Annotated in this window: 19 protein-coding genes; 9 read left to right on the top strand and 10 right to left on the bottom strand. The window is 38.6% G+C overall.

From position 1 onward, the window contains the following. Positions 1 to 7: 7 nt before the first annotated feature. From ilvB to ACXAGS_RS06215, 7 genes are all read left to right on the top strand, one after another. Positions 8 to 1741, top strand: coding sequence for a biosynthetic-type acetolactate synthase large subunit (gene ilvB / locus ACXAGS_RS06245; protein ID WP_474905493.1), 1734 nt, complete (start codon positions 8 to 10; stop codon positions 1739 to 1741). 12 nt (positions 1742 to 1753) lie between these two features. Then, complete coding sequence (gene ilvN, locus ACXAGS_RS06240; RefSeq protein ID WP_474905491.1) at positions 1754 to 2284, top strand: acetolactate synthase small subunit; 531 nt, start codon at positions 1754 to 1756, stop codon at positions 2282 to 2284. A gap of 27 nt (positions 2285 to 2311) precedes the next feature. Beyond that, positions 2312 to 3787, top strand: a complete 1476-nt coding sequence (ilvC, locus tag ACXAGS_RS06235) for a ketol-acid reductoisomerase (RefSeq protein WP_474905489.1) — start codon at positions 2312 to 2314, stop codon at positions 3785 to 3787. Between the two features lie 51 nt (positions 3788 to 3838). Next, complete coding sequence (gene ilvA / locus ACXAGS_RS06230) at positions 3839 to 5104, top strand: threonine ammonia-lyase IlvA (protein WP_474905487.1); 1266 nt, start codon at positions 3839 to 3841, stop codon at positions 5102 to 5104. Positions 5105 to 5148: 44 nt separating this feature from the next. Next, positions 5149 to 6738, top strand: coding sequence for an NADP-dependent glyceraldehyde-3-phosphate dehydrogenase (locus tag ACXAGS_RS06225; RefSeq protein ID WP_474905485.1), 1590 nt, complete (start codon positions 5149 to 5151; stop codon positions 6736 to 6738). 95 nt (positions 6739 to 6833) lie between these two features. Continuing rightward, the gene (locus ACXAGS_RS06220) at positions 6834 to 7547 is read left to right on the top strand and encodes a DUF4197 domain-containing protein (protein WP_474905484.1); all 714 of its coding nucleotides are present in this window, start codon (positions 6834 to 6836) and stop codon (positions 7545 to 7547) included. A 181-nt stretch (positions 7548 to 7728) separates the two neighbouring features. After that, positions 7729 to 8955 carry an MFS transporter gene (locus ACXAGS_RS06215; RefSeq protein ID WP_474905483.1) on the top strand — a complete coding sequence of 409 codons (1227 nt, stop codon included), beginning with the start codon at positions 7729 to 7731 and terminating at the stop codon, positions 8953 to 8955. A 66-nt stretch (positions 8956 to 9021) separates the two neighbouring features. Here the strand turns inward: ACXAGS_RS06215 and leuB are convergent, their stop codons facing one another. The 5 genes from leuB to recG all read right to left on the bottom strand — a co-directional run bounded on the left by leuB (position 9022) and on the right by recG (position 15917). Beyond that, entirely contained in the window at positions 9022 to 10077 is a 1056-nt protein-coding gene (gene leuB / locus ACXAGS_RS06210) for a 3-isopropylmalate dehydrogenase (RefSeq protein ID WP_474905482.1), read from the bottom strand. Positions 10078 to 10101: 24 nt separating this feature from the next. Beyond that, entirely contained in the window at positions 10102 to 11616 is a 1515-nt protein-coding gene (locus ACXAGS_RS06205) for an alpha-isopropylmalate synthase regulatory domain-containing protein (protein WP_474905480.1), read from the bottom strand. Positions 11617 to 11625: 9 nt separating this feature from the next. Next, the gene (gene leuD / locus ACXAGS_RS06200; protein ID WP_474905478.1) at positions 11626 to 12222 is read right to left on the bottom strand and encodes a 3-isopropylmalate dehydratase small subunit; all 597 of its coding nucleotides are present in this window, start codon (positions 12220 to 12222) and stop codon (positions 11626 to 11628) included. A gap of 57 nt (positions 12223 to 12279) precedes the next feature. Then, complete coding sequence (gene leuC / locus ACXAGS_RS06195) at positions 12280 to 13689, bottom strand: 3-isopropylmalate dehydratase large subunit (RefSeq protein ID WP_474905476.1); 1410 nt, start codon at positions 13687 to 13689, stop codon at positions 12280 to 12282. A 122-nt stretch (positions 13690 to 13811) separates the two neighbouring features. After that, a complete protein-coding gene (gene recG / locus ACXAGS_RS06190; RefSeq protein ID WP_474905475.1) occupies positions 13812 to 15917 on the bottom strand; it encodes an ATP-dependent DNA helicase RecG in 2106 nt (701 codons plus the stop codon). A 47-nt stretch (positions 15918 to 15964) separates the two neighbouring features. Between recG and ACXAGS_RS06185 the strand changes: the two genes are divergently transcribed. Both ACXAGS_RS06185 and ACXAGS_RS06180 read left to right on the top strand, forming a co-directional pair. Then, positions 15965 to 18043 carry a M1 family metallopeptidase gene (locus tag ACXAGS_RS06185; protein ID WP_474905474.1) on the top strand — a complete coding sequence of 693 codons (2079 nt, stop codon included), beginning with the start codon at positions 15965 to 15967 and terminating at the stop codon, positions 18041 to 18043. After that, positions 18040 to 18954, top strand: a complete 915-nt coding sequence (locus ACXAGS_RS06180; RefSeq protein WP_474905472.1) for a patatin-like phospholipase family protein — start codon at positions 18040 to 18042, stop codon at positions 18952 to 18954. Before ACXAGS_RS06185 ends, ACXAGS_RS06180 begins: the two co-directional genes overlap by 4 nt. A 12-nt stretch (positions 18955 to 18966) precedes the next feature. Here the strand turns inward: ACXAGS_RS06180 and ACXAGS_RS06175 are convergent, their stop codons facing one another. The 5 genes from ACXAGS_RS06175 to ACXAGS_RS06155 form a co-directional block, all read right to left on the bottom strand. Further along, positions 18967 to 19485 carry a DUF7935 family protein gene (locus ACXAGS_RS06175; RefSeq protein WP_010516633.1) on the bottom strand — a complete coding sequence of 173 codons (519 nt, stop codon included), beginning with the start codon at positions 19483 to 19485 and terminating at the stop codon, positions 18967 to 18969. Between the two features lie 80 nt (positions 19486 to 19565). After that, the gene (locus ACXAGS_RS06170) at positions 19566 to 20069 is read right to left on the bottom strand and encodes a DinB family protein (protein ID WP_474905470.1); all 504 of its coding nucleotides are present in this window, start codon (positions 20067 to 20069) and stop codon (positions 19566 to 19568) included. Between the two features lie 5 nt (positions 20070 to 20074). Next, positions 20075 to 20836, bottom strand: a complete 762-nt coding sequence (locus tag ACXAGS_RS06165) for an OmpA family protein (protein ID WP_474905468.1) — start codon at positions 20834 to 20836, stop codon at positions 20075 to 20077. A gap of 2 nt (positions 20837 to 20838) precedes the next feature. Then, positions 20839 to 22404: an FMN-binding glutamate synthase family protein gene (locus ACXAGS_RS06160; RefSeq protein ID WP_474905466.1), complete on the bottom strand. Its 1566-nt coding sequence runs from the start codon at positions 22402 to 22404 to the stop codon at positions 20839 to 20841. Between the two features lie 106 nt (positions 22405 to 22510). Beyond that, positions 22511 to 23788, bottom strand: coding sequence for an amidohydrolase (locus ACXAGS_RS06155; RefSeq protein ID WP_474905464.1), 1278 nt, complete (start codon positions 23786 to 23788; stop codon positions 22511 to 22513). Positions 23789 to 23794 lie beyond the last annotated feature (6 nt).

The following is a 23794-nucleotide window of genomic DNA, read 5'->3' as shown; positions in this document are numbered from 1 at the left end:
AAGGTTTATGGAAACATTAAAAGCAACAGAAGATAAAACAGCAAAACAAAAAAGCATGAGAGTTACAGGTGCAGAGGCTATAATTCATTGTTTGCTGGCAGAAGGTGTAGATTTAATTTATGGGTATCCAGGAGGGGCTATAATGCCCGTGTATGATGAGTTGTACAAGTTCCAAGATAAACTTACCCATATTCTTACACGCCACGAACAAGGTGCTACGCATGCCGCACAGGGGTATGCAAGAGTAAGTGGTAAAGTAGGGGTGGCTATGGCTACCTCAGGACCAGGAGCAACCAATCTGGTCACCGGGTTGGCAGATGCACAAATAGATTCTACGCCCATGGTCTGTATTACAGGGCAAGTACCAAGACATTTATTGGGTTCTGATGCTTTTCAAGAAACAGATATTGTTGGTATATCCACCCCAGTAACCAAATGGAATTATCAAATTACCAATGCTTCTGAGATTCCAGAAATTTTAGCAAAGGCATTTTATATAGCACGTTCTGGTAGGCCAGGACCTGTTTTAGTAGACATTACTAAGAATGCGCAGTTTGATGAAATTGATTTCACTTACGAAAAATGTACTGGCGTACGTAGTTATACACCTGTAAGTGAACCGGATGAGGATGCCATTTCTGCTGCTGCAGAACTTATCAATTCGGCCAAAAAGCCGATGATAGTTTTTGGGCAGGGCGTAATTCTTGGACAGGCAGAAGAAGAATTAAAACGATTGGTAGAAAAAGCGGGTATACCTGCAGCTTGGACTATCATGGGGCTTTCTGCAATGGATACCGAACATCCGCTTAATGTTGGTATGGTTGGTATGCACGGTAATTACGGTCCTAATGTATTAACCAATGAGTGCGATTTGTTGATTGCTATTGGGATGCGTTTTGATGACCGAGTTACGGGTAGTTTAGATACCTATGCAAAACAGGCTAAGGTTATTCACTTGGAGATAGACCCAGCAGAAATAAATAAAAATGTTAAGGCAGATGTAGCGGTTTTAGGGGATTGTAAAGCCTCCTTGAAATTGTTGTTGCCTAAAGTAAAAGAGAATTCGCACGAAGCTTGGAAAGCAGAATTCGATAAAAAATACCAAGAAGAGTTTGAGGCTGTAATTAAGAACGATATTCATCCAACCAAACCTGGTCTAACCATGGGAGAGGTGATAGAAGGGATTAATATAGCTTCGGACCAAAAAGCGGTAGTGGTTACAGATGTGGGTCAACACCAAATGATAGGCTGTCGCTATGCAAAATTCCGTCAAAGTAAAAGCAATATCACCTCTGGTGGTTTGGGTACTATGGGTTTTGCATTACCAGCAGCCATTGGCGCTAAAATGGGAGCTCCAGAGCGTCCTGTGGTTGCTATTATTGGTGATGGCGGGTACCAAATGACCATTCAAGAATTGGGGGTTATTTTTCAGCACAATGTGGGTGTTAAAATTGTGGTGCTTAATAACAATCACTTAGGAATGGTGCGCCAGTGGCAAGAATTGTTTTTTGATAAGCGATATGCTTCCACGGTAATGACTAACCCTGACTTTGTAAAAATTGCAGAAGGGTATCACATTAAATCGAACCGAATAGAAGAAAGAAAAGATTTAGAAGCGGGCATCAAGGAAATGATGGAGCATAATGGGCCGTATTTCTTGGAGGTAGTGGTAGAACAAGAGGATAACGTTTTTCCTATGATTCCTTCTGGTGCATCCGTATCTGATATTCGTTTAAAATAAGAAAAGAATCCTATGGAAAGTCAATGGTTTACCATTTCGGTATATTCAGAAAATAGTGTTGGATTGTTAAATAGAATATCAGGAATATTCTTAAAGCGACACATCAATATAGAGAGCTTAAATGTTTCTAAATCAGAAATTGAGAATGTTTCTAAATTCACTATCGTTGTATTTACTACAGAAGATTGGACACGTAAAATTGTACAACAAATAGAAAAGCAGATAGAAGTTATAAAAGCCTTTTATCATACAGACGATGAAATAATTTATCAGGAATCTGCCATCTTTAAAATCGATTCGGATTTATTGTTTGATGAGCGTCAAATTCAAAATATTATAAAGGAGCATAATGCAACCATAGTAACGGTAGCTAGAGACTTTTTTGTACTGGCCAAAACAGGTAGAAGAAACGAAATTGACGAAATGCATGATGCTTTTGAACCGTTCGGTATTTTACAATTCGTACGCTCAGGTCGTATTTCTGTTTCTAAAGAAACCATGCCAATTTCCAATTTATTAGAAGAATTTCAATTGAATAACTAAAAGTAATACCAATAAACACGTATAAAAATGACAAATTATTTTAATACACTTTCGCTTCGTGACCAATTAACGCAATTGGGAAAATGCCGATTTATGGATACTCATGAATTTGCGAATGGTGTATCTGCACTAAAAGGAAAGAAAATTGTAATTGTTGGTTGCGGCGCCCAAGGGTTAAACCAAGGTCTTAACATGAGAGATTCTGGTTTAGATGTATCTTATGCCTTAAGAGACGCAGCAATTAAAGAGCAAAGACAATCGTATAAAAATGCTACAGAAAACAATTTTGTTTGTGGTACTTATGAAGAATTGATTCCTATTGCAGATGTGGTCATTAACCTTACGCCAGACAAACAGCATACCAATGTGGTAAACGCTGTAATGCCGTTGATGAAGAAAGGCGCAACCTTATCTTACTCTCACGGATTTAATATTGTAGAAGAAGGCATGCAGGTACGTGAGGACCTAACGGTGATTATGGTAGCCCCTAAATCCCCAGGTTCAGAGGTTAGAGAAGAATACAAAAGAGGTTTTGGTGTGCCAACCTTAATTGCTGTACATCCAGAGAACGACCCAGAAGGCAAAGGTCTAGAACAGGCCAAAGCTTATGCAGCCGCCACAGGTGGTGATAGAGCTGGTGTTTTAGAGTCTTCTTTTGTGGCAGAGGTAAAGTCAGATTTAATGGGAGAGCAAACTATTCTTTGTGGTTTGTTGCAAACCGGTTCTATCCTAAGCTTCGATTTAATGGTGGCTAAAGGTATAGATGCGGGTTATGCTTCTAAATTAATTCAATACGGATGGGAAACCATCACAGAAGGGCTTAAGCAAGGTGGTATTACTAATATGATGGACCGTCTATCTAATCCTGCTAAAATAAAAGCTTTTGATTTGGCAGAAGAGTTAAAAGAAATTATGCGTCCGTTGTTCCAAAAACATATGGATGATATTATGAGTGGTCATTTCTCCAAAACAATGATGGAAGATTGGGCTAACGATGATAAAAACCTATTAACGTGGAGAGCGGAGACAGGAGAAACTAATTTTGAAAAAACTCCTGCAGGGGATGTAGAAATCTCTGAGCAAGAATTTTATGATAACGGGGTGTTAATGGTAGCATTTGTTAAATCTGGTGTAGAATTAGCATTCGAAACCATGACAGAATCTGGAATTATCGCAGAATCTGCTTATTATGAATCTTTACACGAAACACCACTTATTGCGAATACCATTGCGCGTAAAAAGTTATTTGAAATGAATCGTGTAATCTCCGATACGGCAGAGTATGGTTGTTATTTGTTTGACCATGCTTGTAAGCCTTTGTTGACAGATTTTATGAAAACTGTAGATACGGACGTAATTGGTAAAACATTTGCGGAAGGCCAAGGAAACGGCGTAGACAACCAACGTCTTATCGCTGTAAACAAGGCGTTAAGAGAACATCCGGTAGAAGTGGTAGGGGCACGTTTACGAGCCTCCATGACTGCAATGAAACCGATAGCTTAGAACAATATAAGGCAGGTTTTAAACCTGCCTTTTTTTATAGCTTTTTTTTGAATGAAAGTAGAAAGTAATACCTATGTTCCTAAGATAAGTGCTATACAGCAGGCTGCTATTACCATAAGTAGTGTTGCAGCAGAAACGCCTTTGCAAGAAAGTATACGACTAAGCAAAGCGTTTGGAGCAAATGTTTTGCTAAAACGCGAAGATTTACAACGGGTGCGTAGCTACAAAATTCGTGGTGCTTTCAATAAAATTCATTCACTTTCCAAAGAAGCATTGGCAAAAGGCGTGGTATGCGCTAGTGCAGGTAACCATGCACAGGGCGTAGCATTTGCTTGTAGCCATCTTGGTGTAAAAGGTACCATCTATATGCCCGTGGTAACGCCAAAACAAAAGATAGACCAGACCAAAATGTTTGGTGGTGATTGGGTTACCGTGGTTTTGAGTGGTGACACTTTTGATGATGCTTATCTGGCAGCTCAAAAAGATTGTGATGAACAGGGTAAAACCTTTGTACACCCATTTGACGACCAAAAAATTATAGAAGGGCAGGCTACCGTTGGTTTGGAATTGCTCAATCAAACCAGAGTACCTATAGATTATGTTTTTGTACCTGTTGGTGGTGGTGGTTTGGTGTCTGGTATCTGTTCCGTCTTTAAAGAGTTGTCTCCCAACACCCAAATAATTGGCGTAGAGCCAGAAGGTGCTCCATCCATGAAAAAAGCATTGGAGTTAGGGAATGTAACAGTACTTGAAGAAATTGATAAATTTATAGATGGCGCTGCGGTAAAGCGGGTAGGAACGCTTAATTTTAATATCTGTAAACAGCATTTAAGTCAGATGGTTACGGTGCCAGAAGGTTTGGTTTGCCAAACTATTTTGGACTTGTATAATAGGGATGCTATTGTAGTAGAACCTGCTGGAGCTTTAACCATTGCAGCATTAGGTCAATTTAAGGACCAGTTAAAAGATAAGAATGTGGTATGCATTGTTAGTGGCAGTAATAATGACATCACTAGAACAGCAGAAATTAAAGAGCGGGCGCTGCTATATGGTAAGGTAAAGCATTATTTTATTGTTCGTTTTCCGCAAAGACCAGGGGCATTAAAACAATTTGTGGCAGATATCTTAGGGCCTACAGATGATATCACCCATTTTGAATACTCTAAAAAGTCCAGTCGAGAAAATGCACCTGCTGTTGTAGGTATAGAATTGCAAGCGCCTACAGATTTGGAGCCATTGATTAAACGTATGAAAGAAAACAACTTCTTTGGCGACTATTTAAACGATAAACCAGATTTATTTCAATACTTGATTTAATTAAAAATCAAACAGAAAAGGGATTAAATACAACAACACTCAGTATGACAACAACACCACAAATTCCTGAAGAATTTCAAATAACAGAACAAAAACACCAAAAACACTATTTGGTTAATGGTGAACTTAGAGCGTGGAATGGAGCTACAACAGAAGTTATTTCCACTATTTCTAGCACAGAAGAATACCAGCCCACCGTTTTAGGAAGCATCCCAGATATGGGAGAAAAAGAAGCCCTGGACGCCTTAGATGCAGCCCTAAAGGCGTATGACCAAGGTCAAGGGCTGTGGCCTACCATGAAAGTTAAGGACCGTATTGAATGTATGGAGACTTTTGTAAAAAAGATGGAGGCCAAAAGGGAAGAGGTGGTTAAACTTTTAATGTGGGAAATTGGGAAGTCTAAGCCTGATTCTTATAAAGAGTTTGACCGTACTGTTGAATACATTTATGATACCATTGAAGATTACAAGCAGTTAGATAGGGATTCTGCTAAATTTCAAAAGCACGATGGGGTTTATGCACACATACGCCGTGGACCTTTAGGAGTTGTTTTGTGTTTAGGACCTTACAATTATCCGTTGAATGAGACTTTTGCGCTACTTATTCCTGCGATTATCATGGGTAATACTACCATATTTAAGCCTGCAAAACACGGTGTTTTGTTAATAGCTCCTTTGTTAGAGGCTTTTCAAAGTAGTTTTCCAAAAGGTGTGGTCAACATTCTTTTTGGTAGGGGTAGAGCAGTTGCGGCGCCAATTATGCAAACAGGAAAAGTAGACGTTTTGGCGTTAATTGGTAATAGCAAGTCTGCCAATGCATTGCAAGAGCAACATCCAAAGAGTAACCGTTTAAGATTGGTTCTTGGGCTAGAAGCTAAAAATCCGGCCATAGTGCTTCCAGATGCAAATATGGATTTAACGGTGAACGAAGTCATTGCTGGGACAACCTCTTTTAACGGGCAGCGTTGTACCGCCCTAAAAGTGGTTTACGTTCACGAAGAAGTTAAGGATGAATTTTTTGAGAAATATACTAAGGCTATCGATGCCCTTAAATTTGGTAATCCATGGGAAGAGGGTGTAAAACTTACGCCGTTACCAGAACCAGGTAAACCAGATTACATTCAAGAATTAATTGATGATGCCTTAGCCAAAGGCGCTAAAATAATGAATAAAAAAGGCGGTCAACGGTTTGATAATTACATTTGGCCAGCGGTGTTATATCCCGTTACAAAAGATATGCGTGTATACCAAGAAGAGCAATTTGGCCCAGTAGTACCCGTTTTATCTTTCAAGGATATATCTGAACCTTTAGATGATATGGCAGAATCTAACTATGGGCAGCAAGTAAGCCTTTTTGGTAAGGATGTTTATACCTTATCGCCATTAATAGATACCTTAGCCAACTTGGTTTGCCGGGTAAACCTGAATAGTTCTTGCCAACGTGGGCCAGACGTATATCCTTTTACGGGGAGGAAAGACTCGGCACAAGCTACATTGAGTGTGCACGATGCTTTACGTTCTTTTAGTATTAGAACGTTTGTTGCCTTTAAAGATAACGAGGTAAATAATGAAACCGTAGAGCAATTGTTAGAAGCAAAAGTGAGCAACTTTTTAAGTACGGATTACATATTATAATTGCAATTAACTAGAATTAAAACTGTGCGGCCCTTGTTTAGACAAGGGCTTTTTTATGGATTGTCTTATTTTTGAAAAACTTAAAAATAGTAACTATGAAAATATCTAAAATTACATTGATTTTGGTGGCTTTGTTCACGTTTGGTAGCTGCGCGGAACTACAACAGGTGGTAAATAACCTACCCAATGCGGGAGGCCCTGTAACCCAAGAAGAAATTATCGGCGGATTAAAACAAGCACTGGAGTTTGGTGTGGTAGAAGGTGTAAATATTTTAAATAAAGAGGACGGCTATTTCAAGGATGAGGCGGTGAAAATTTTATTGCCAGAAGAATTACAGAAGGTAGACGCTACGCTTCGTAAAATTGGCTTATCCAATTTAGCGGACGAAGGTTTAAAAGTATTGAATAGGGCGGCAGAAGACGCAGTGAGCGAGGCTAAACCCATTTTTGTACAGGCCATTAAGGATTTCACCTTTGCTGATGCCAAAACCATTTTAACATCATCTAATGACTTGGCCGCTACTGAATATTTAGAGGGTAGTACCTCTACTAAATTAGCGGCTGCTTTCGAACCAAAAATTGCTGCTTCATTAGATAAAGTAGGGGCAAACGATATTTGGACAACTATTATTCAGAAATACAATACCGTTCCATTGGTGAAACCGGTAAATCCAAATTTAACGGAGTACGTGACCAATCAAGCAATAGACGGTTTGTTTGTAAAAGTAGGAGATAAGGAAAAGGAAATTAGGAATTCTGTTTCTTCTAGGACTACCGCTTTATTGCAAAAAGTATTTGCGCTTCAATAAAATACTGATTTACAAGGGTGAATTAGGTTTTGCGCTATTTTAACATACAATTAATCTTATATTGTTTTTCACTGTTAAAATAGCATAGATATTTGCAAATTAAATCGTTTTAAGAACTATGGGGATAATGCATTTTTGTATCATCATTTTTCATTAAAAACAAACGGACTTGCAAATACAAATGGAGAAAAAATTCAACAATAAAAAAGCCTTATTATCATTAGCCTTAGGGGGTTTTGGTATTGGCTTAACCGAGTTTGTTATCATGGGTATTTTACCAGAGGTAGCAAATGGTTTACAGGTAAGTATTCCAGAGGCGGGCCACTTTATAGCGGCCTATGCTTTAGGTGTAGTAGTAGGTGCGCCATTACTGGCCTCTATTGGCGATAAATTGCCTTCCAGAAAAATGCTACTGCTATTAATGGTTTGGTTTACGGTTTTTAATACGTTTTCTGCCTTTTCTACTAATTATTATACCATGCTGAGTATGCGGTTTTTATCAGGGCTGCCACACGGTGCATTTTTTGGAATTGGCTCTATTGTTGCTACTACTTTAGCTAAAGAAGGAAAAGCGGCCCAGGCAATAGCCATCATGTTTTCTGGCTTAACCGTCGCCAATTTAATTGGAGTTCCTTTGGGCACTTATTTAGGGCAAACCTATAGCTGGAGCATATCTTTTTTCTTAGTGGGTATTGTTGGTATACTAACTTTTTTGAGCATATTTTTCTGGTTGCCTAAAATTGATGGTGAGGTAAAACAGCATTCTGAGGAAAAAGAGAATCCTAAGACTAATGTTCCGGTATTTAAAAATGGAGAACTTTGGGCCATAATTGCTTTAACGGCTATTGGTACGGGTGGCTTTTTTGCTTGGTATAGTTACATTGCTCCTTTAATAACAGATGTAGCAAATTTACCAGAATACGTAGTAAGTTATGCCATGGTTATTGCTGGTGCAGGTATGGTTTTGGGTAATTTTATTGGTGCTAGAATGGCAGAGGTATATAAACCTTTAAAATCGGTCATTATAAGTTTAACCGCAATGAGTTTGGTTTTGTTGATTAATTCTTTCTTTGCATTTAATGCTATAGTGGTGTTGGTTTTAGCCTTTTCTATTGGATTAATAACCTTTACAGTTGCCGCGCCTCTGCAAATGGCAATAATTAATAGTGCAAAAGGAGCGGAAAAGATTGGTGCATCTATGAACCAAAGTGCGTTCAATATTGGTAATGCGTCTGGCGCTTATTTGGCCGGACTACCGTTAGTGTTTGGATTAAGCGTTACGGCAGCAAGCGTAGTAGGGGCTATTTTAGCTGGTTTAGGGGTTTTAATTGCCGTTGGTATTCTGGTTTATAGAAAGCAGAAAGTAAAAAGCGAGAAACGAAAAAAACAATTAGCTTCTTGTTGCTAATTTGAATAAACGAAAAAAAGGCCTGAATAGTAAGTTCAGGCCTTTTTTATGATTATAAACTATTGTTTATATGTTTTTGGCTAGCCAGTCACCTACCTCAGAGGTTTTGTATGCCTTGCCGCCTTCAGCTAAATCTTCCGTTACGATGCCTTCTGCTAATGATTTGTTTACCACATCACGAATAGCTTGCGCTTCTTCAGAAAGCCCTTTGTCTTCAAACAACATAGCAGCAGATAATACGGTTGCTAACGGATTAGCAATGTCTTTACCCGCAGCTTGTGGATACGAGCCGTGTATAGGTTCGTATAAAGAAACTTCACTACCAACCGAAGAGGATGGCATAAGCCCCATAGAGCCAGAAATAACAGAAGCTTCATCGGTTAAAATATCGCCAAATAGGTTAGCGGTTATTATAACATCATATCCTTTAGGCCATTGAATTAAACGCATGGCTACAGCATCCACAAATTCATAGGTTACCTCTACTTCTGGATAATCCTTTTCCATAGCTTGCACGGTTTCTCTCCAAAGACGAGAAGCCTCTAAAACATTGGCTTTATCCACACAACACAATCTTTTTCCACGCTTTAATGCCATTTCAAAACCTTTTTTAGCTAAGCGCTCAATTTCAAAACGATGATATGTCATGGTATCAAAAGCGGTATCTCCTTCATTTAATCGACCTCTTTCTCCAAAATAAACACCTCCGGTTAATTCTCTCAAAATAATCAAATCGGTACCTTCTATACGGTCTTTCTTTAAAGGAGATTTATCTATTAGAGAGGGAAAGGTAAAGGTTGGTCTAACATTGGCGAACAAACCTAGCTTTTTACGCATTTTTAATAATCCCTGTTCCGGTCTCACCTTTGCAGAAGGGTCATTATCAAAACGCGGGTCCCCTATGGCACCAAATAATACAGCATCTGCACTAGCGCAAACTTCATGTGTTTCATCAGGATAAGGTTCTCCCACGGCATCAATAGCAGCAGCACCAGTAAGTGCTGGCTTCCAAGTAATATCATGTTCAAATTTTTTGGCTACGGCATCACTTACCTTTACCGCTTGATCTATAACTTCTGGTCCAATTCCGTCTCCTGCCAATAGGGCAATATTTAATTTCATGTATGTATTATCTATGTGTGGTTATCAAATTAAGTTTAGCATTTTTTCCGTGGCCTTGATAGCAGATACCGTTTGGTCAGAATCTAAGCCAGTTGTCACAAAGTCGTGCTTCTTGGTCTTCCATGTTATCATGGTTTCGCAAAGTGCGTCAGAATTACTACCTGGTGGTATACGCACGGCATAATCTATAAGCTTTGGAAGCTCACGGTCATTTTGTTTGTATATTTTTTTCAAGGCAGTGATAAAGGCATCAAACTGTCCATCGCCTTGTGCATTTTCTTCAAAAATTTTCCCTTCTATTTCTATTGACAGTGTAGTAGAAGGCTTTAATCCTTTAGCATGTGTTAGCACATAAGATTTTATAAAGACTTTTTGCTGAAAAGCACTACTATCCAACACATCAGAAATAATGTATGGTAAATCCTCCTTGGTTACTTTTTCCTTCTTGTCGCCCAGCTCAATAATCCGCTCGGTAACCTTTTTAACCTCATCATCATTTAGGGTGAGTCCAAGTTCTTGTAAATTCTTTAAAATATTGGCTTTTCCAGAGGTTTTACCTAATGCATACTGCCTTTTTCTCCCGAAACGTTCTGGTAACAAATCATTAAAGTAAAGATTGTTCTTGTTGTCTCCATCTGCATGTATACCAGCGGTTTGTGTAAAAACATTATCTCCTACAATAGGTTTATTTGCAGGGATGCCAAAACCTGTAAACGTGGAAACCAATTTACTTACCTTGTATAAGCTAGATTCCTGTACCCTAGTGTCAATTTCTGGTAAAAAATCATTTATTACCGCAATGGTGCTTGCAAGTGGTGCGTTACCGGCACGTTCTCCCATTCCATTCACGGTAAGGTGTAATCCATGACAACCGGCCTCTAAAGCTTCCATGACATTGCTTACACTTAAATCATAGTCGTTATGACCATGAAAATCAAAATGTGTGTTAGGATAACGCGCTACTATTTTAGAAATATACTGATGCGTTTCTTTAGGTGTAAGCACGCCTAAGGTATCTGGCAACAACACCCGCTTAATGGGCTGTTGGGTTAAAAAGTCCAAGAATTGAAAAACATAGTCTTGCGAATTACGCATGCCATTGCTCCAATCTTCTAAATAGACATTGGTAGCAATACCTTTAGCTTTAGCTTGTGCGATGGTTTCCGCAATAGCTTGAAAGTGTTCCTCTGGTGTTTTTCTAAGTTGATGGGTTAAATGATTTAGAGAACCCTTAGTGAGTAGGTTTTGCACCTTAGCACCAGCTTTAAGCATCCAATCTATGGAGGGGCCGCCATCTACAAAAGTTAATACTTCTACCTTATCTATGCAATTGGCTTCTGTGGCCCAAGAAGTAATGTTCTTAACCGCTTGAAATTCCCCTTCGGAAACACGTGCCGACGCAATTTCTATACGGTCTACCTTTAGTTCTTCTAATAAAAGTTTGGCCAAAGTAAGCTTTTCCGAGGCGGTAAAAGACACTCCGGAGGTTTGTTCACCATCCCTAAGGGTGGTATCCATTATTTCTATGGTTCTCGCCATGGAATGTTTTTAGATAGGTCTAGAACTAGCGAATTCTTTGATGTCTTCTTTTAAATTCAGTAGGTAATCAATATCATCAAAACCGTTTAAAAGATTCCCTTTTTTATACTCGTTAATATCAAAAGATTCTGATTCTCCAGTTTCAGAAAGCGTAATGGTCTGTGAAGGCAAGTCTACCTTTAGTTCCGTATGTGGGTTCTTTTCAATAGCCCTAAAAATCTTTTCTAAAAATTCTGGACTCACTTGTACGGGTAACACACCAACGTTTAAACAGTTGTTTCTAAAAATATCTGCAAAAAAACTAGATATTACACATCTAAAACCATAATCGTACACCGCCCAAGCAGCATGTTCTCTAGACGATCCAGAACCAAAGTTTTTACCACCTACAAGAATTTTACCTCCATATTGGGCATTATTTAAGACAAAACTTTCTTTGGGAGTACCGTCATTATTGTATCTCCAGTCACGGAAAAGATTGTCTCCAAACCCTTTACGTTCAGTAGCTTTTAAGAAACGAGCAGGGATAATCTGGTCCGTATCAACATTTTCTATAGGTAAGGGTACTGCAGTACTCGTTAAAACTTCAAATTTATCGTATGCCATAATAGTATGCTTTTTTGTTATTTCTGCCTAAGCAGAAATGTTTTGATTTTAGATTGATTACGCTTCTTGCAATTGCATTAATTCCCGTGGGTCTGTTACTTTACCTGTAACCGCTGCTGCTGCTGCAACTAACGGGCTAGCTAATAGTGTTCTAGAACCAGGGCCTTGTCTACCCTCAAAGTTTCGGTTACTGGTACTTACCGCATATTTGCCAGCAGGCACCTTGTCATCGTTCATAGCTAAACAAGCAGAGCAACCAGGCTCTCGCAATTCAAAACCAGCTTCTTGTAAAATATCTAAAATTCCTTCTTCTTTAATAGCAGCCTCTACTTTGTGAGACCCTGGAACTAACCAAGCCGTTACATTATCTGCCTTTTTTCTACCTTTAATGATAGAAGCAAAGGCTCTAAAATCTTCTATACGGCCGTTGGTACAACTACCTAAGAACACAAAATCTATTGGCTTTCCAATCATAGAATCTCCTTCGTTAAACTCCATATAGGCCAAGGACTTTGCAAACGTAGCTTTAGCGCCATCTATTTGTTCCGCTGTTGGGATAGAGTTACTGATACCAAAGCCCATACCCGGATTGGTACCGTAGGTAATCATTGGCTCAATTTCACTAGCTGCAAAAGTCAATTCCTTATCAAACGTAGCATCATCCTCCGTGTATAAGGTCTCCCAATAAGCCATAGCTTTATCCCAATCTGCGCCTTTTGGTGCAAGCTCTCTCCCTTTAACATATTCAAATGTTTTTTCGTCAGGGGCAATCATTCCACCACGAGCTCCCATTTCTATACTCAAGTTACAAACCGTCATACGGCCTTCCATGCTCATTTCTCTAAAAACGCTACCGGCGTATTCTACAAAGTAACCAGTAGCGCCAGAAGTAGTTAGTTTAGAAATTATGAATAAGGCAACATCTTTTGGCGTTACGGCTGTGCTCAACTCACCTTCAATATTAATGCGCATCTTTTTTGGCTTTGGCTGCATAATACATTGGCTAGCCAATACCATTTCTACTTCTGATGTTCCAATACCAAAGGCAATGGCACCAAAAGCACCGTGGGTAGAAGTATGGGAATCTCCACAAACAATTGTGGCACCAGGAACGGTAATCCCGTTTTCTGGACCTATTACGTGTACAATTCCGTTTTTTTCATGTCCAAGACCCCAGTAAGGAATACCATGTTCACCCGCATTTTTTTCCAATGCTTTTAATTGGTTTGCAGATAATTCGTCTTTAACTGGTAAGTGTTGGTTTATAGTAGGGGTATTGTGGTCTGCTGTTGCAAAAGTTCTATTTGGATATAAAACAGGAATACTTCTGTTTTTTAGCCCTAGAAAAGCTACCGGACTTGTTACCTCATGTACCAAGTGGCGGTCTATAAATAGTACATCCGGACCGTTTTCTATATTCTTTACAACGTGTGAATCCCAAACTTTATCAAAAAGCGTTTTACCCATGTCTCTGTAATTACAAATTTAGCTTTCAAATCTAAGCAATAGCATTGTTTTTGTAGGGTAGGGTACGCTATCAAATTACGATGTTCAACAGAAAAGTTGGCTAATGTTACAGCTGGGTCAGTTTAACTAATGTAGCCCCAAAGTCCTTTGCCTTTAACTAGTTGCGCATAGGTGTTTCTAATTACGTGGTGGTCTGCTTGCTCCAATTTTGGGTCGTTCTTTAGCAATTGTATCGCATGGTAACGCGCCAATTTTAGAATGGGATTGTCCTTTACGATATCTGCAATTTTAAGATTTAACATGCCACTTTGCTGCGTACCCATTAAATCTCCCGGTCCGCGTAATTTTAAGTCTACTTCGGCAATTTCGAACCCATCATTGGTCCAGCACATGGTTTCTAAACGTGTTTTAGCATCTTCAGATAGTTTATGGCTCGTCATTAGAATACAAAAACTCTGTTCTGCACCTCTACCCACACGGCCACGCAGCTGATGCAATTGGGATAATCCAAATTTTTCTGCACTCTCAATAATCATAACCGATGCATTGGGCACGTTTACACCCACTTCTATAACGGTAGTAGCAACCATGATTTGTGTTTCACCCTTCACAAAACGGTCCATTTCATAATCCTTGTCTTGCGGTTTCATTTGCCCATGTACAATGGAGATTTGGTATTTGGGTGATGGGAACTCCCTTGCAATACTCTCATAACCATCCATCAGGTCTTTATAATCTAAAGCTTCGCTTTCTTGAATCAAAGGATAGACCACATAAATTTGTCTGCCTTTTTCTATTTCGTCCTTAATAAAACGGAAAACCTTTAATCGATTAGCATCAAAACGATGTACGGTTTTAATGGGTTTACGTCCCGGAGGCAGCTCATCTATTACAGAAATATCCAAATCACCATACAAACTCATCGCCAACGTCCTGGGAATAGGGGTGGCGGTCATAACCAAAATGTGAGGGGGAATGGTGTTTTTTTGCCAAAGCTTAGACCGTTGGGCTACACCAAAACGATGTTGTTCATCTATGATGGCTAAGCCTAGATTTTTAAACTGTACTTTATCTTCCAAAACAGCATGTGTGCCAACCAATATATTAAGATTGCCATTTTCTAACTGATTGTGCAAAAATGTACGTTCTGCCTTTTTGGTAGAGCCGGTTAATAAGGCAATTTTTATGTCGGTTTTATGCAACAACTCCTTTAATCCATTGTAATGCTGCTGTGCCAATATCTCTGTAGGTGCCATTAGGCAGGCTTGGTAGCTGTTATCTATAGCCAAAAGCATACACATTAATGCTACAATAGTTTTACCAGAGCCAACATCGCCTTGCAACAGGCGGTTCATTTGGGCACTGCTACCCATGTCATTACGGATTTCCTTTATTACACGTTTTTGGGCATTGGTAAGCTCAAAAGGTAGGTGATTGGCATAAAACTCATTAAATTTTTCCCCAACTGCGGTAAAAGGCATGCCTTTTATTTTCCGTTTTCGCACTGCCTTTTTAGATAGCAATTGCAGCTGCACATAAAACAACTCTTCAAATTTTAACCGAAACTGTGCTTTGGCCAATAAATCTTGACTTTTTGGAAAATGGATGTTTAGCAGTGATTCTGGCCTAGGTAATAAATTTAATTCACTAAGTAAGCCTTGGCTTAAGGTTTCAGAGAAATTAGCCTTTGTTTCCATGAATAATTGCTGTACCATTTTACTTACCACTTTGTTTGTAATGCCTTTGTTGGTAAGTTTTTCTGTAGACGGATAAATAGGTTGCATACTTATTTTAAGTCCAGCTTGGTGGTCTTTAATCAATTCCATTTCTGGATGTGGCATGGAAAAGGTACTACCATACTTATTTACCTTACCAAAAACAACATAAGGCGTATTCATTTTTATGTTTTCTTTTATCCATTTATGCCCTCTAAACCAAACCAATTCCATTTGGCCAGTATCATCTACATAGGTGGCTACTAAGCGTTTGCCTCTTTTTTGCTCTACGGTCTTTAGATGCACTATTTTCCCAACTATCTGTACATCTGCCCCGCTGTTCTGCAATTGTGCAATTTTGTAATATTGGGTCTTATCTAGATACCGATTGGGATAAAACTGGAGTAAGTCGCCATAGGTTTCAAGGCCTAATTCGCTTTTTAAGGTCTCGGCACGGTTTGGGCCAACACCTTTTAAATATACTAGGGGTGTATAGAGCAAATTAGGTTTCATCCAGTTAAAAATAGCTAAATTGGTCTAGCTTTTGATTTAGCCAATTTATGAGATTCTTTTCACTTTTACTGTTCTGTTGGTGCTTAAGTGGTTTTGGACAAAAACAACAAGCGGTTGATTTTATCCATGCTGCCGTTGTAATTGAACCAAATGGTATGGAAAAAACGGTAGATGGAAGCGTTGATTATACCTTTTTAATGAAAACTAAAGTTGATAGTATTTTTTTAGATGCGGAGAACATTACAGTATCCAATTTCAAATTGAATGGTACCAATATAGATTTTACAAATACCGGAAAGAAACTTGGATTTAAGTCGCCCAAAAAACTGGGAAAACATCGCTTACATATTGCTTATCAAGCAAAACCAAAACAAACGGTATATTTTTTGGGATGGGAGGATTCCATTGTGGGTAATGAGCAAATTTGGACACAAGGTCAGGGAAAATATACCCGGCATTGGCTTCCTAGCTTTGATGATATGACGGAAAAGGTAGAATTCGATTTATCTATTACGGCACCAAATAACATAGAAGTAATCGCCAATGGTGAGCTTAGGGCAAAAACAAGCCATAAGGATAAACAAACCTGGAAGTGGAACATGGAACACCCCATGAGTAGCTATTTAGTAGCTTTTGCCGTGGGCAATTTTAACAAAGAAACCAGAACATCAAGTTCAGATGTGCCCATTGCGTTGTATTATCATCCAAAAGATAGTAGCAGGGTAGTGCCTACCTACAAGTACACCACAAAACTCTTTAATTTTTTAGAGCAAGAAATTGGTGTTCCGTATCCATGGCAAAATTATAAACAAGTGCCCGTACATGATTTTATGTACGGCGGAATGGAGAATACCAGTTGTACGCTGTTTTCTGACCAATACATGATAGATGAAAAGGGTTTTGTTGATAAAAACTATGTAAATGTAAATGCGCATGAGCTTGCCCATCAATGGTTTGGTAATCTTATAACAGAGGTTAGCGGTAATCATCATTGGCTGCAAGAAGGTTTTGCTACGTATTACGCATATCTAGCTGAAAAGGAGGTATTTGGAGCCGATTACTATTACTGGAAATTATATGAAACAGCACAAACCCTGATCGCAGAATCAGACAAGGGAAATGGAGAGTCGCTTTTAGACCCCAAAGCTAGTAGTCTTACTTTTTATGAAAAAGGCGCTTGGGCATTGGTACTATTACAAGATTTGGTAGGAGATAAAGCCTTTAAAAAAGGAATACAAGCGTATTTGTCAGAATTCAGTTTTAAAAACGCAACTGTATCAGATTTTTTATCCGTGATGGAAAAAGCATCTGGTAAAGATTTAGCTGATTTTAAAAAACAATGGTTGGTGGCAACTGAATTTCCCAGCGCAATTGCCTTAACCTATTTAAAAACGAATCATTCCCATATCAAAAAGTTAGAAGAAATAGTTGCTACAATTGATAGCGCTACCTTAATTAACAAAGAAAACCTAACTCATTTTTGGGATGATACCGCTCCCGTAGGTTTTAAGGTGGAATTTTTGAAACGTTATGTAAATCAAATAGATACACCAACGCTTCAAGGGGTTTTAAAGCGTGGGGAATTGCAGGTAAGGCAAGCTATTATAGCCAATCTCGAAGAAATACCTACCGAATTACAAACTGATTTTGAAACGCTATTACGGGATGACAGCTACCTAACTCAGGAATATGCTTTAATGGCATTGTGGCAACAATTTCCAGAACGGCAATCAATTTACCTGGATAGCCTGTCCAAAGTAGAAGGTTTGCCCAATAAAAGCTTACGTATATTGTGGTTAACCCTTGCTTTGGTAACAGATAACTATAATACAAGGGCTAAAAAGACTTATTATGAGGAATTAAATGCGTACACAGCGCCTCATTTTAACTTTGAAATCTGTTTAAACGCGTTTCGTTATTTAATTCAAATACAAGCACTTAACGATAGTAGCTTACGCAATTTGGTACAAGCAACACAACATCATTCTTGGCAGTTTCGTTTATTTGCCAAAAGGCAACTAGAACATTTAGTAAGTTTGCCAGAAACGGCAACAAGGCTAGAAAGCTTACAAGCTAGCTTTTCTAAGGCTGAAAAGGAGCTAATTTCTAAATTATTGACAGAATGAGGGCATTGGTAATATCTGGTGGTGGAAGCAAAGGTGCTTTTGCTGGGGGTGTGGCACAATATTTAATACAGAATGATAAGCGGGAGTACGATATTTTTGTGGGTACTTCTACCGGTAGCTTATTAATTAGTCATTTAGCTTTAAATAAGATAGATAAGATTCGAAATATCTATTCCAATGTAAACCAAGACAGTATTTTCAGCAATTGCCCGTTTGTAGTCCGTAAAAAATACGGCTCGGATATTATAGGTATGAACCATTGGAACATTCTTAAAAACTGGATGCGTGGTAAAAAGACCTTTGGAGAGAGCGAGAACTTAAGAAAACTAATAAGAAATAGTATTACTAGGGAAGAATTTGAAGCTTTAAAAAACGGTCCAAAAAATGTTGTAGTTACGGTAGCTAACCTATCCTTAAATCAGGTAGAATACAAATCGGTCAACGATTTTAATTACGATGAGTTTTGTGATTGGATTTGGATTTCTTCTAACTACACGCCTTTTATGAGTTTGGTGCGTAAGAATGGCTGTGAATATGCAGATGGGGGCTTGGGAACATTGGTACCTATAGAAGAAGCTATAAAAAGAGGAGCTACAGAGGTAGATGTTATTGTTCTGCGTACAGAAGTAAGCAATTACAATAGAATGCCATCTAGAAATGCGTTTGAAGTACTTACCAGTATGTTTTCTTTTGTTTTAGACCGAATAGAAAATCAGAATATACGTATAGGTAAATTGGTAGCAAGCCAAAACGATGCCATTATAAATTTGTACTACACACCAACTGTGCTAACTACCAATTCACTAATTTTTGATAAGGAAAAAATGACCTTATGGTGGAAAAAGGGCTTTCTCTATGCGAAAAACAAAAATGAGGAAAGCATGCCAATAGAACCAGACTTGCAGGAATAGTTAAGCGCAGTGTTACCAGAGTTCGGAAATTTCTTTTTTAACAAAAGCAAGTGCAGTAACAGAAGGAGATGATTTTTCCATAGATTGGTTAAGGATATCTTCCCTAAGCTTGTCGGCCGTGTCAGACTCGCTCATAGCAGCAGACCTTATAGCCTGTATAGTTGCATTTTTTGCAGCTTTAATAATATTCCAACACTGATCGGTCATGTATATTTGTTGTGATAGGTTGTGGTCAAATTCGTTTTCAATTTGTTTGATCAGAAGGTTTTCATAATTGCTTTTATCCTGTCCTACGGGATGCACCCTTACAACTAGGTTATTAATAGCAATTCGTTCTAAAAATAAGGCCATACGCTCATAGGCTTGTAATCTTATAGGTAAGGTGTCTTTAGTGGTATTTTTGTGTAGTAGATACCTTCTTCTGCCTTCTTCATTTTTAGTATGCATTTTAAAAAAGTAAAAAGCAACAACCCCAGTAACCACTGCAGGTAATAAAAAGCCAAATAATTGAAGGATATTTTCTGTACTCATAATGTTATTATTCTCTTTTGGTTGTTTGTTGATATGAAAACGCAAACCAAAAACAAAAAGTATATTCTTAGTTGTATTATCTAATTTTCCTTTAAAAAACTTGCTGTGACCAGTAGTTGCCCAATATGACGTTGACTGTGCTCTGCAGCATGAAAAATGAGGCCTAAAACATTAGTAGGTAGGTGTTTTCTACCCACCGTTCTTGGTGCAAGAAGGGTTTCTGTATTCAAGGTTTTAAAATAGTTTAAGGCTTCTGCTACCTTAACTTCAAAATTCTTTAAAAGTGCTATAGGGGTTATAGTTGTATTGGGAATTCCTTCGTTTTTCAAGTAATTAAACTGTTCATTGGTTAGCGCTTTTCCTTTAGCATACGTTAATAATCTATCTAGTACACCGGTTAAATGCTGCGCATGAAAGCCTACGGAAGCTCTTTCACCAACTTTCTCCCATAAAAGTGCATCTGGAAAATCTGTTAACAATTCTTCTAATTCCCGCAAGGATTGCAACAAAGCATGTGCTGCGGGTTGTGCTAAAACAGGAATGTCCGGTACAGGACCGGACAACCAAAATTCTTCTTGTGGCATCAGTATTATTTAAATTCTGATTTCATGGTGGTATAAAACCCCTTATAATCTGCCGCTAAACGAATTTGTACCCCTTCAGAAAAGTTGCCATCTTTTGCTAAAAGTTGCAATTTTTCCGCACCTATGCCATCTATGGCAATTAATTCGTTAGCAACAGCTTGTACTTGTTTGTAGGTTAGGTCAAATTCTCCTGTAATATTTAACCCTTCTATTGTTACCGTTCTAGATGGGTTTTTCTTAATAATTTCCGCTATACGATTAACCCAATCTATACCTGCCGTGGTTAAAACCAACCCACTGTCCGAGCCAAATAGGGTAGGTAGGCCATTAGAAATAACAATGTCTCCACCAGCAATTCCAACCGTGGCATCAGGGCCTAAGGTTTGCTTGGCTTGTGTTAGGATAGCAATAGCCGTAGAGTCGTTACTAGAAAAAGTATCCGTAATAATGCGCATTTGTTTTTCTTTGGCAGAAAGTGTTGCCAATGCATTGTTCACGGTCTCTGTGTTTTTTTTAGAAATTTTTGAAAAGTTGGTTAGATTGCCTAGTAAGGTGTTATTGGCATCTCTAAGCTCTGCATTTTCTGCCGCCAAAAGTTGTGCTGTAGAGTTACTCTTGTTCATTTCTCTTTTAGCCTTGGCAATGGTATCCTTTAAAACAGAAATTTCTCGTTTTAATTGAGATACTTCGGCTATTAATTCTGATTTCTTTTGCGCATGAATGGTTGTCATGGCAAGCATAAGAAATAGGGGTAAAAGTCTTTTCATAATTAAGATTTGTTAGGCAATGTTCCTAAATATTCACATGATTTTAAAGATGCCATTCCGTTGAAGGGAACTTGGTCTTTTTGATAGCGATATACTCTTCGTAAATCGCTGCTAAGATAATCATCATCCACATTTACTTGCACATCTTCCATATTAAATTGGCAGGGATGTTCATAACCTGCCGCATGTGTTATTTCTAGGAGTTCTTTCCTAAATGTTTTAAAATATTGTGCCAACCGATCGGACTTTAATGGAACATTAATTCCAGATTGTAACCATTTGCTTTGTGTGGCAACACCTGCTGGGCACCTGTTTGTATGGCACACTTGGGCTTGTATACAGCCAATACTCATCATAGCTTCCCTTGCAACATTAATTACATCTACACCCATTGCGAAAGCCATGGCTGCTTTAGCCGGAAACCCTAATTTGCCACTACCAATAAATACGATATGTTGTGTTAAACCTCTTTCTTGAAAAAGCCTGTAAATAGCAGTAAAGCCGTAAGAAAAGGGTAAAGAAACATGGTCTGCAAAACTTGGAGGTGCAGCACCTGTACCACCTTCACCACCATCTACGGTAATAAAATCTGGGCCCTTTCCTGTTTTTTTCATTAAATCCGCTAATTCTTCCCATTGGGATAATTTACCAATAGCACCTTTAATACCAACGGGTAGCCCTGTTTCATAAGCTATTTCTTCTATTAATGTTACTAATTCTTCTATGGTGTTAAACGCTTTATGGGTAGATGGTGATAGTACATCTTTACCAACTTGCACCCCTCTAATTTCTGCAATTTCAGGCGTAATTTTAGCCCCAGGTAATACACCGCCCTTTCCAGGTTTGGCACCTTGGCTTAGTTTTATTTCTATAGCTTTAATCTGCGGATTTTCCGCAGTTAGCTTTTTCATTTTTTCCATGGAAAAATTACCATCCTCAGAACGTACACCAAAGTACCCAGTGCCAAAGTGAAAAATAACATCACCTCCTTTTTTGTGATAAGGAGAAAGGCCACCTTCTCCCGTATTATGGTATGCTCCACTTTTTAAAACCCCATTATTCATAGCCTCTACGGCCGCGGCAGAAAGTGAACCAAAGCTCATAGCGGAAACATTGATGATAGAGGCAGGCCTAAAGGGTTTTTTACGTTTATGGTAGGCGCCCATCACTTTTGCGCAAGGTAAAAAATAGGGGTCCGTAGTATTGGGATGACCAACTGGAAGTTGATATGCCAACATAGCGTTTTTTACAAATAAATGCTGGTGTGCGTAGATGTCACGATCCGTTCCAAAACCTTCATAATTATTTTCATTTTTGGCAGAAGCATAAATCCAGCCACGTTCTATGCGGTTAAATGGAAGCTCCTCTCTGTTGTTAGCTACAAAATATTGGCGCATTTCTGGTCCAATACTCTCTAACCAATACCGCAAATGGCCTACTATGGGATAATTATGTTTTATGGTATGTTTGCGTTGGATAAAAATATCCCAAAAAGCAACTAAAGCTAAAAATATGAGTAAATAGGCCCACCATGGGAGGGAGCCAAGGGTTTCTAATAATGCGTTCATCAATGAGGTATTTATGCAGCAAAAATCGTAAACTTTTATATATCGCCATAAAAAAAGCCCAAGACATCCCTATAAATATCTTGGGCTATTTAATTAATTCAAGAAATTATTTTGTTGTGTTTAAATAATCTAAAGTTAGTTCTGTCATAGCTTTAACACCCAGCTGCATTCCTGCATCGTCTATTAAAAAGTCTGGCGTATGGTGTGGGTAAGATTCCGTAGTGCCAGGAGCCATTCCTCCTAAGAAAAAGAAAAAGCCAGGTACCTCTCTTTGAAAATATGAAAAGTCTTCTGCCCCTGTGATTGCTTTTTGTGTAACTACTTGGTCTTTACCGGCAACTCTTTCTAATGTGGGAATCATCTTTGCGGTTAGCGCGGGATCATTATAGGTAATATCCGTAGCGTCTTTTATTTCACAAGTAGCTTCTCCGCCATATGCCTTGGCAATGGTAGCCACCATTTCTTTCATACGTTTATTAATATGATCTTTCATATCATAATCTAACGTTCTAATAGTACCTATCATTTCGGCACTTTCCGGAATGATATTAAAGCGGACGCCACTTTTAATTTTGCCTACGGTAATAACTGCTGCCTCATTGGTAAGTTTAGCTTCCCTACTAATAATGGTTTGTAGGCCATCTATAATTTTTGCACTTATTAAAATAGGGTCTACACCGGACCACGGTTGGGAACCATGGCTTTGTTTTCCTTTAACTTTTATGGTAAAGCTTTGGGCTGCGGCCATAGTACCACCGCTTTTGTATCTAATTGTGCCAACTGGGGTTTCAGAATTTATATGTAGACCAAAAATTGCATCTACATCTGGATTCTTTAACACGCCTTCTTTAACCATTAACAAAGCCCCGCCTTCTTCTCCAGGTGGTGGACCTTCTTCTGCAGGCTGAAATATAAATTTAACCGTTCCTTTAATTTTATCTTTATTATTGGCCAAAACCTCTGCTACTCCCATAAGAATTGCCGTATGCGTATCATGACCACAGGCATGCATAACGCCTACATTTTCCCCTAAAAATTCGGCTTTAACCTCAGATTTAAAAGGTAAATCATTTCTTTCGGTTACCGGTAACGCATCTATATCTGCACGTAGGGCAACCACTTTTCCAGCCTTTTTACCCTTTAAAACCCCAACAACACCTGTATGTGCAACGCCAGTTTGCACCTTAATTCCTAAACTTTTTAGGTGATTGGCGATTTTTTCTGCTGTTTTAAACTCTCGGTTACTTAGTTCTGGGTTTTGGTGAATATCATGTCGCCACGCTATTACCTTTTCTTCTACATCTTTGTATGACTTTTCTAGTCCGGATTGTCCGTAACTAAAGGCAGTCAAAAGCCCTAAAAAACTAATGCACAGTTTTTTCATAAAATT

The organism is Croceivirga sp. ABH4_376 (assembly GCF_056160685.1).
This window is presented reverse-complemented; position numbering and strand designations above follow the sequence as displayed.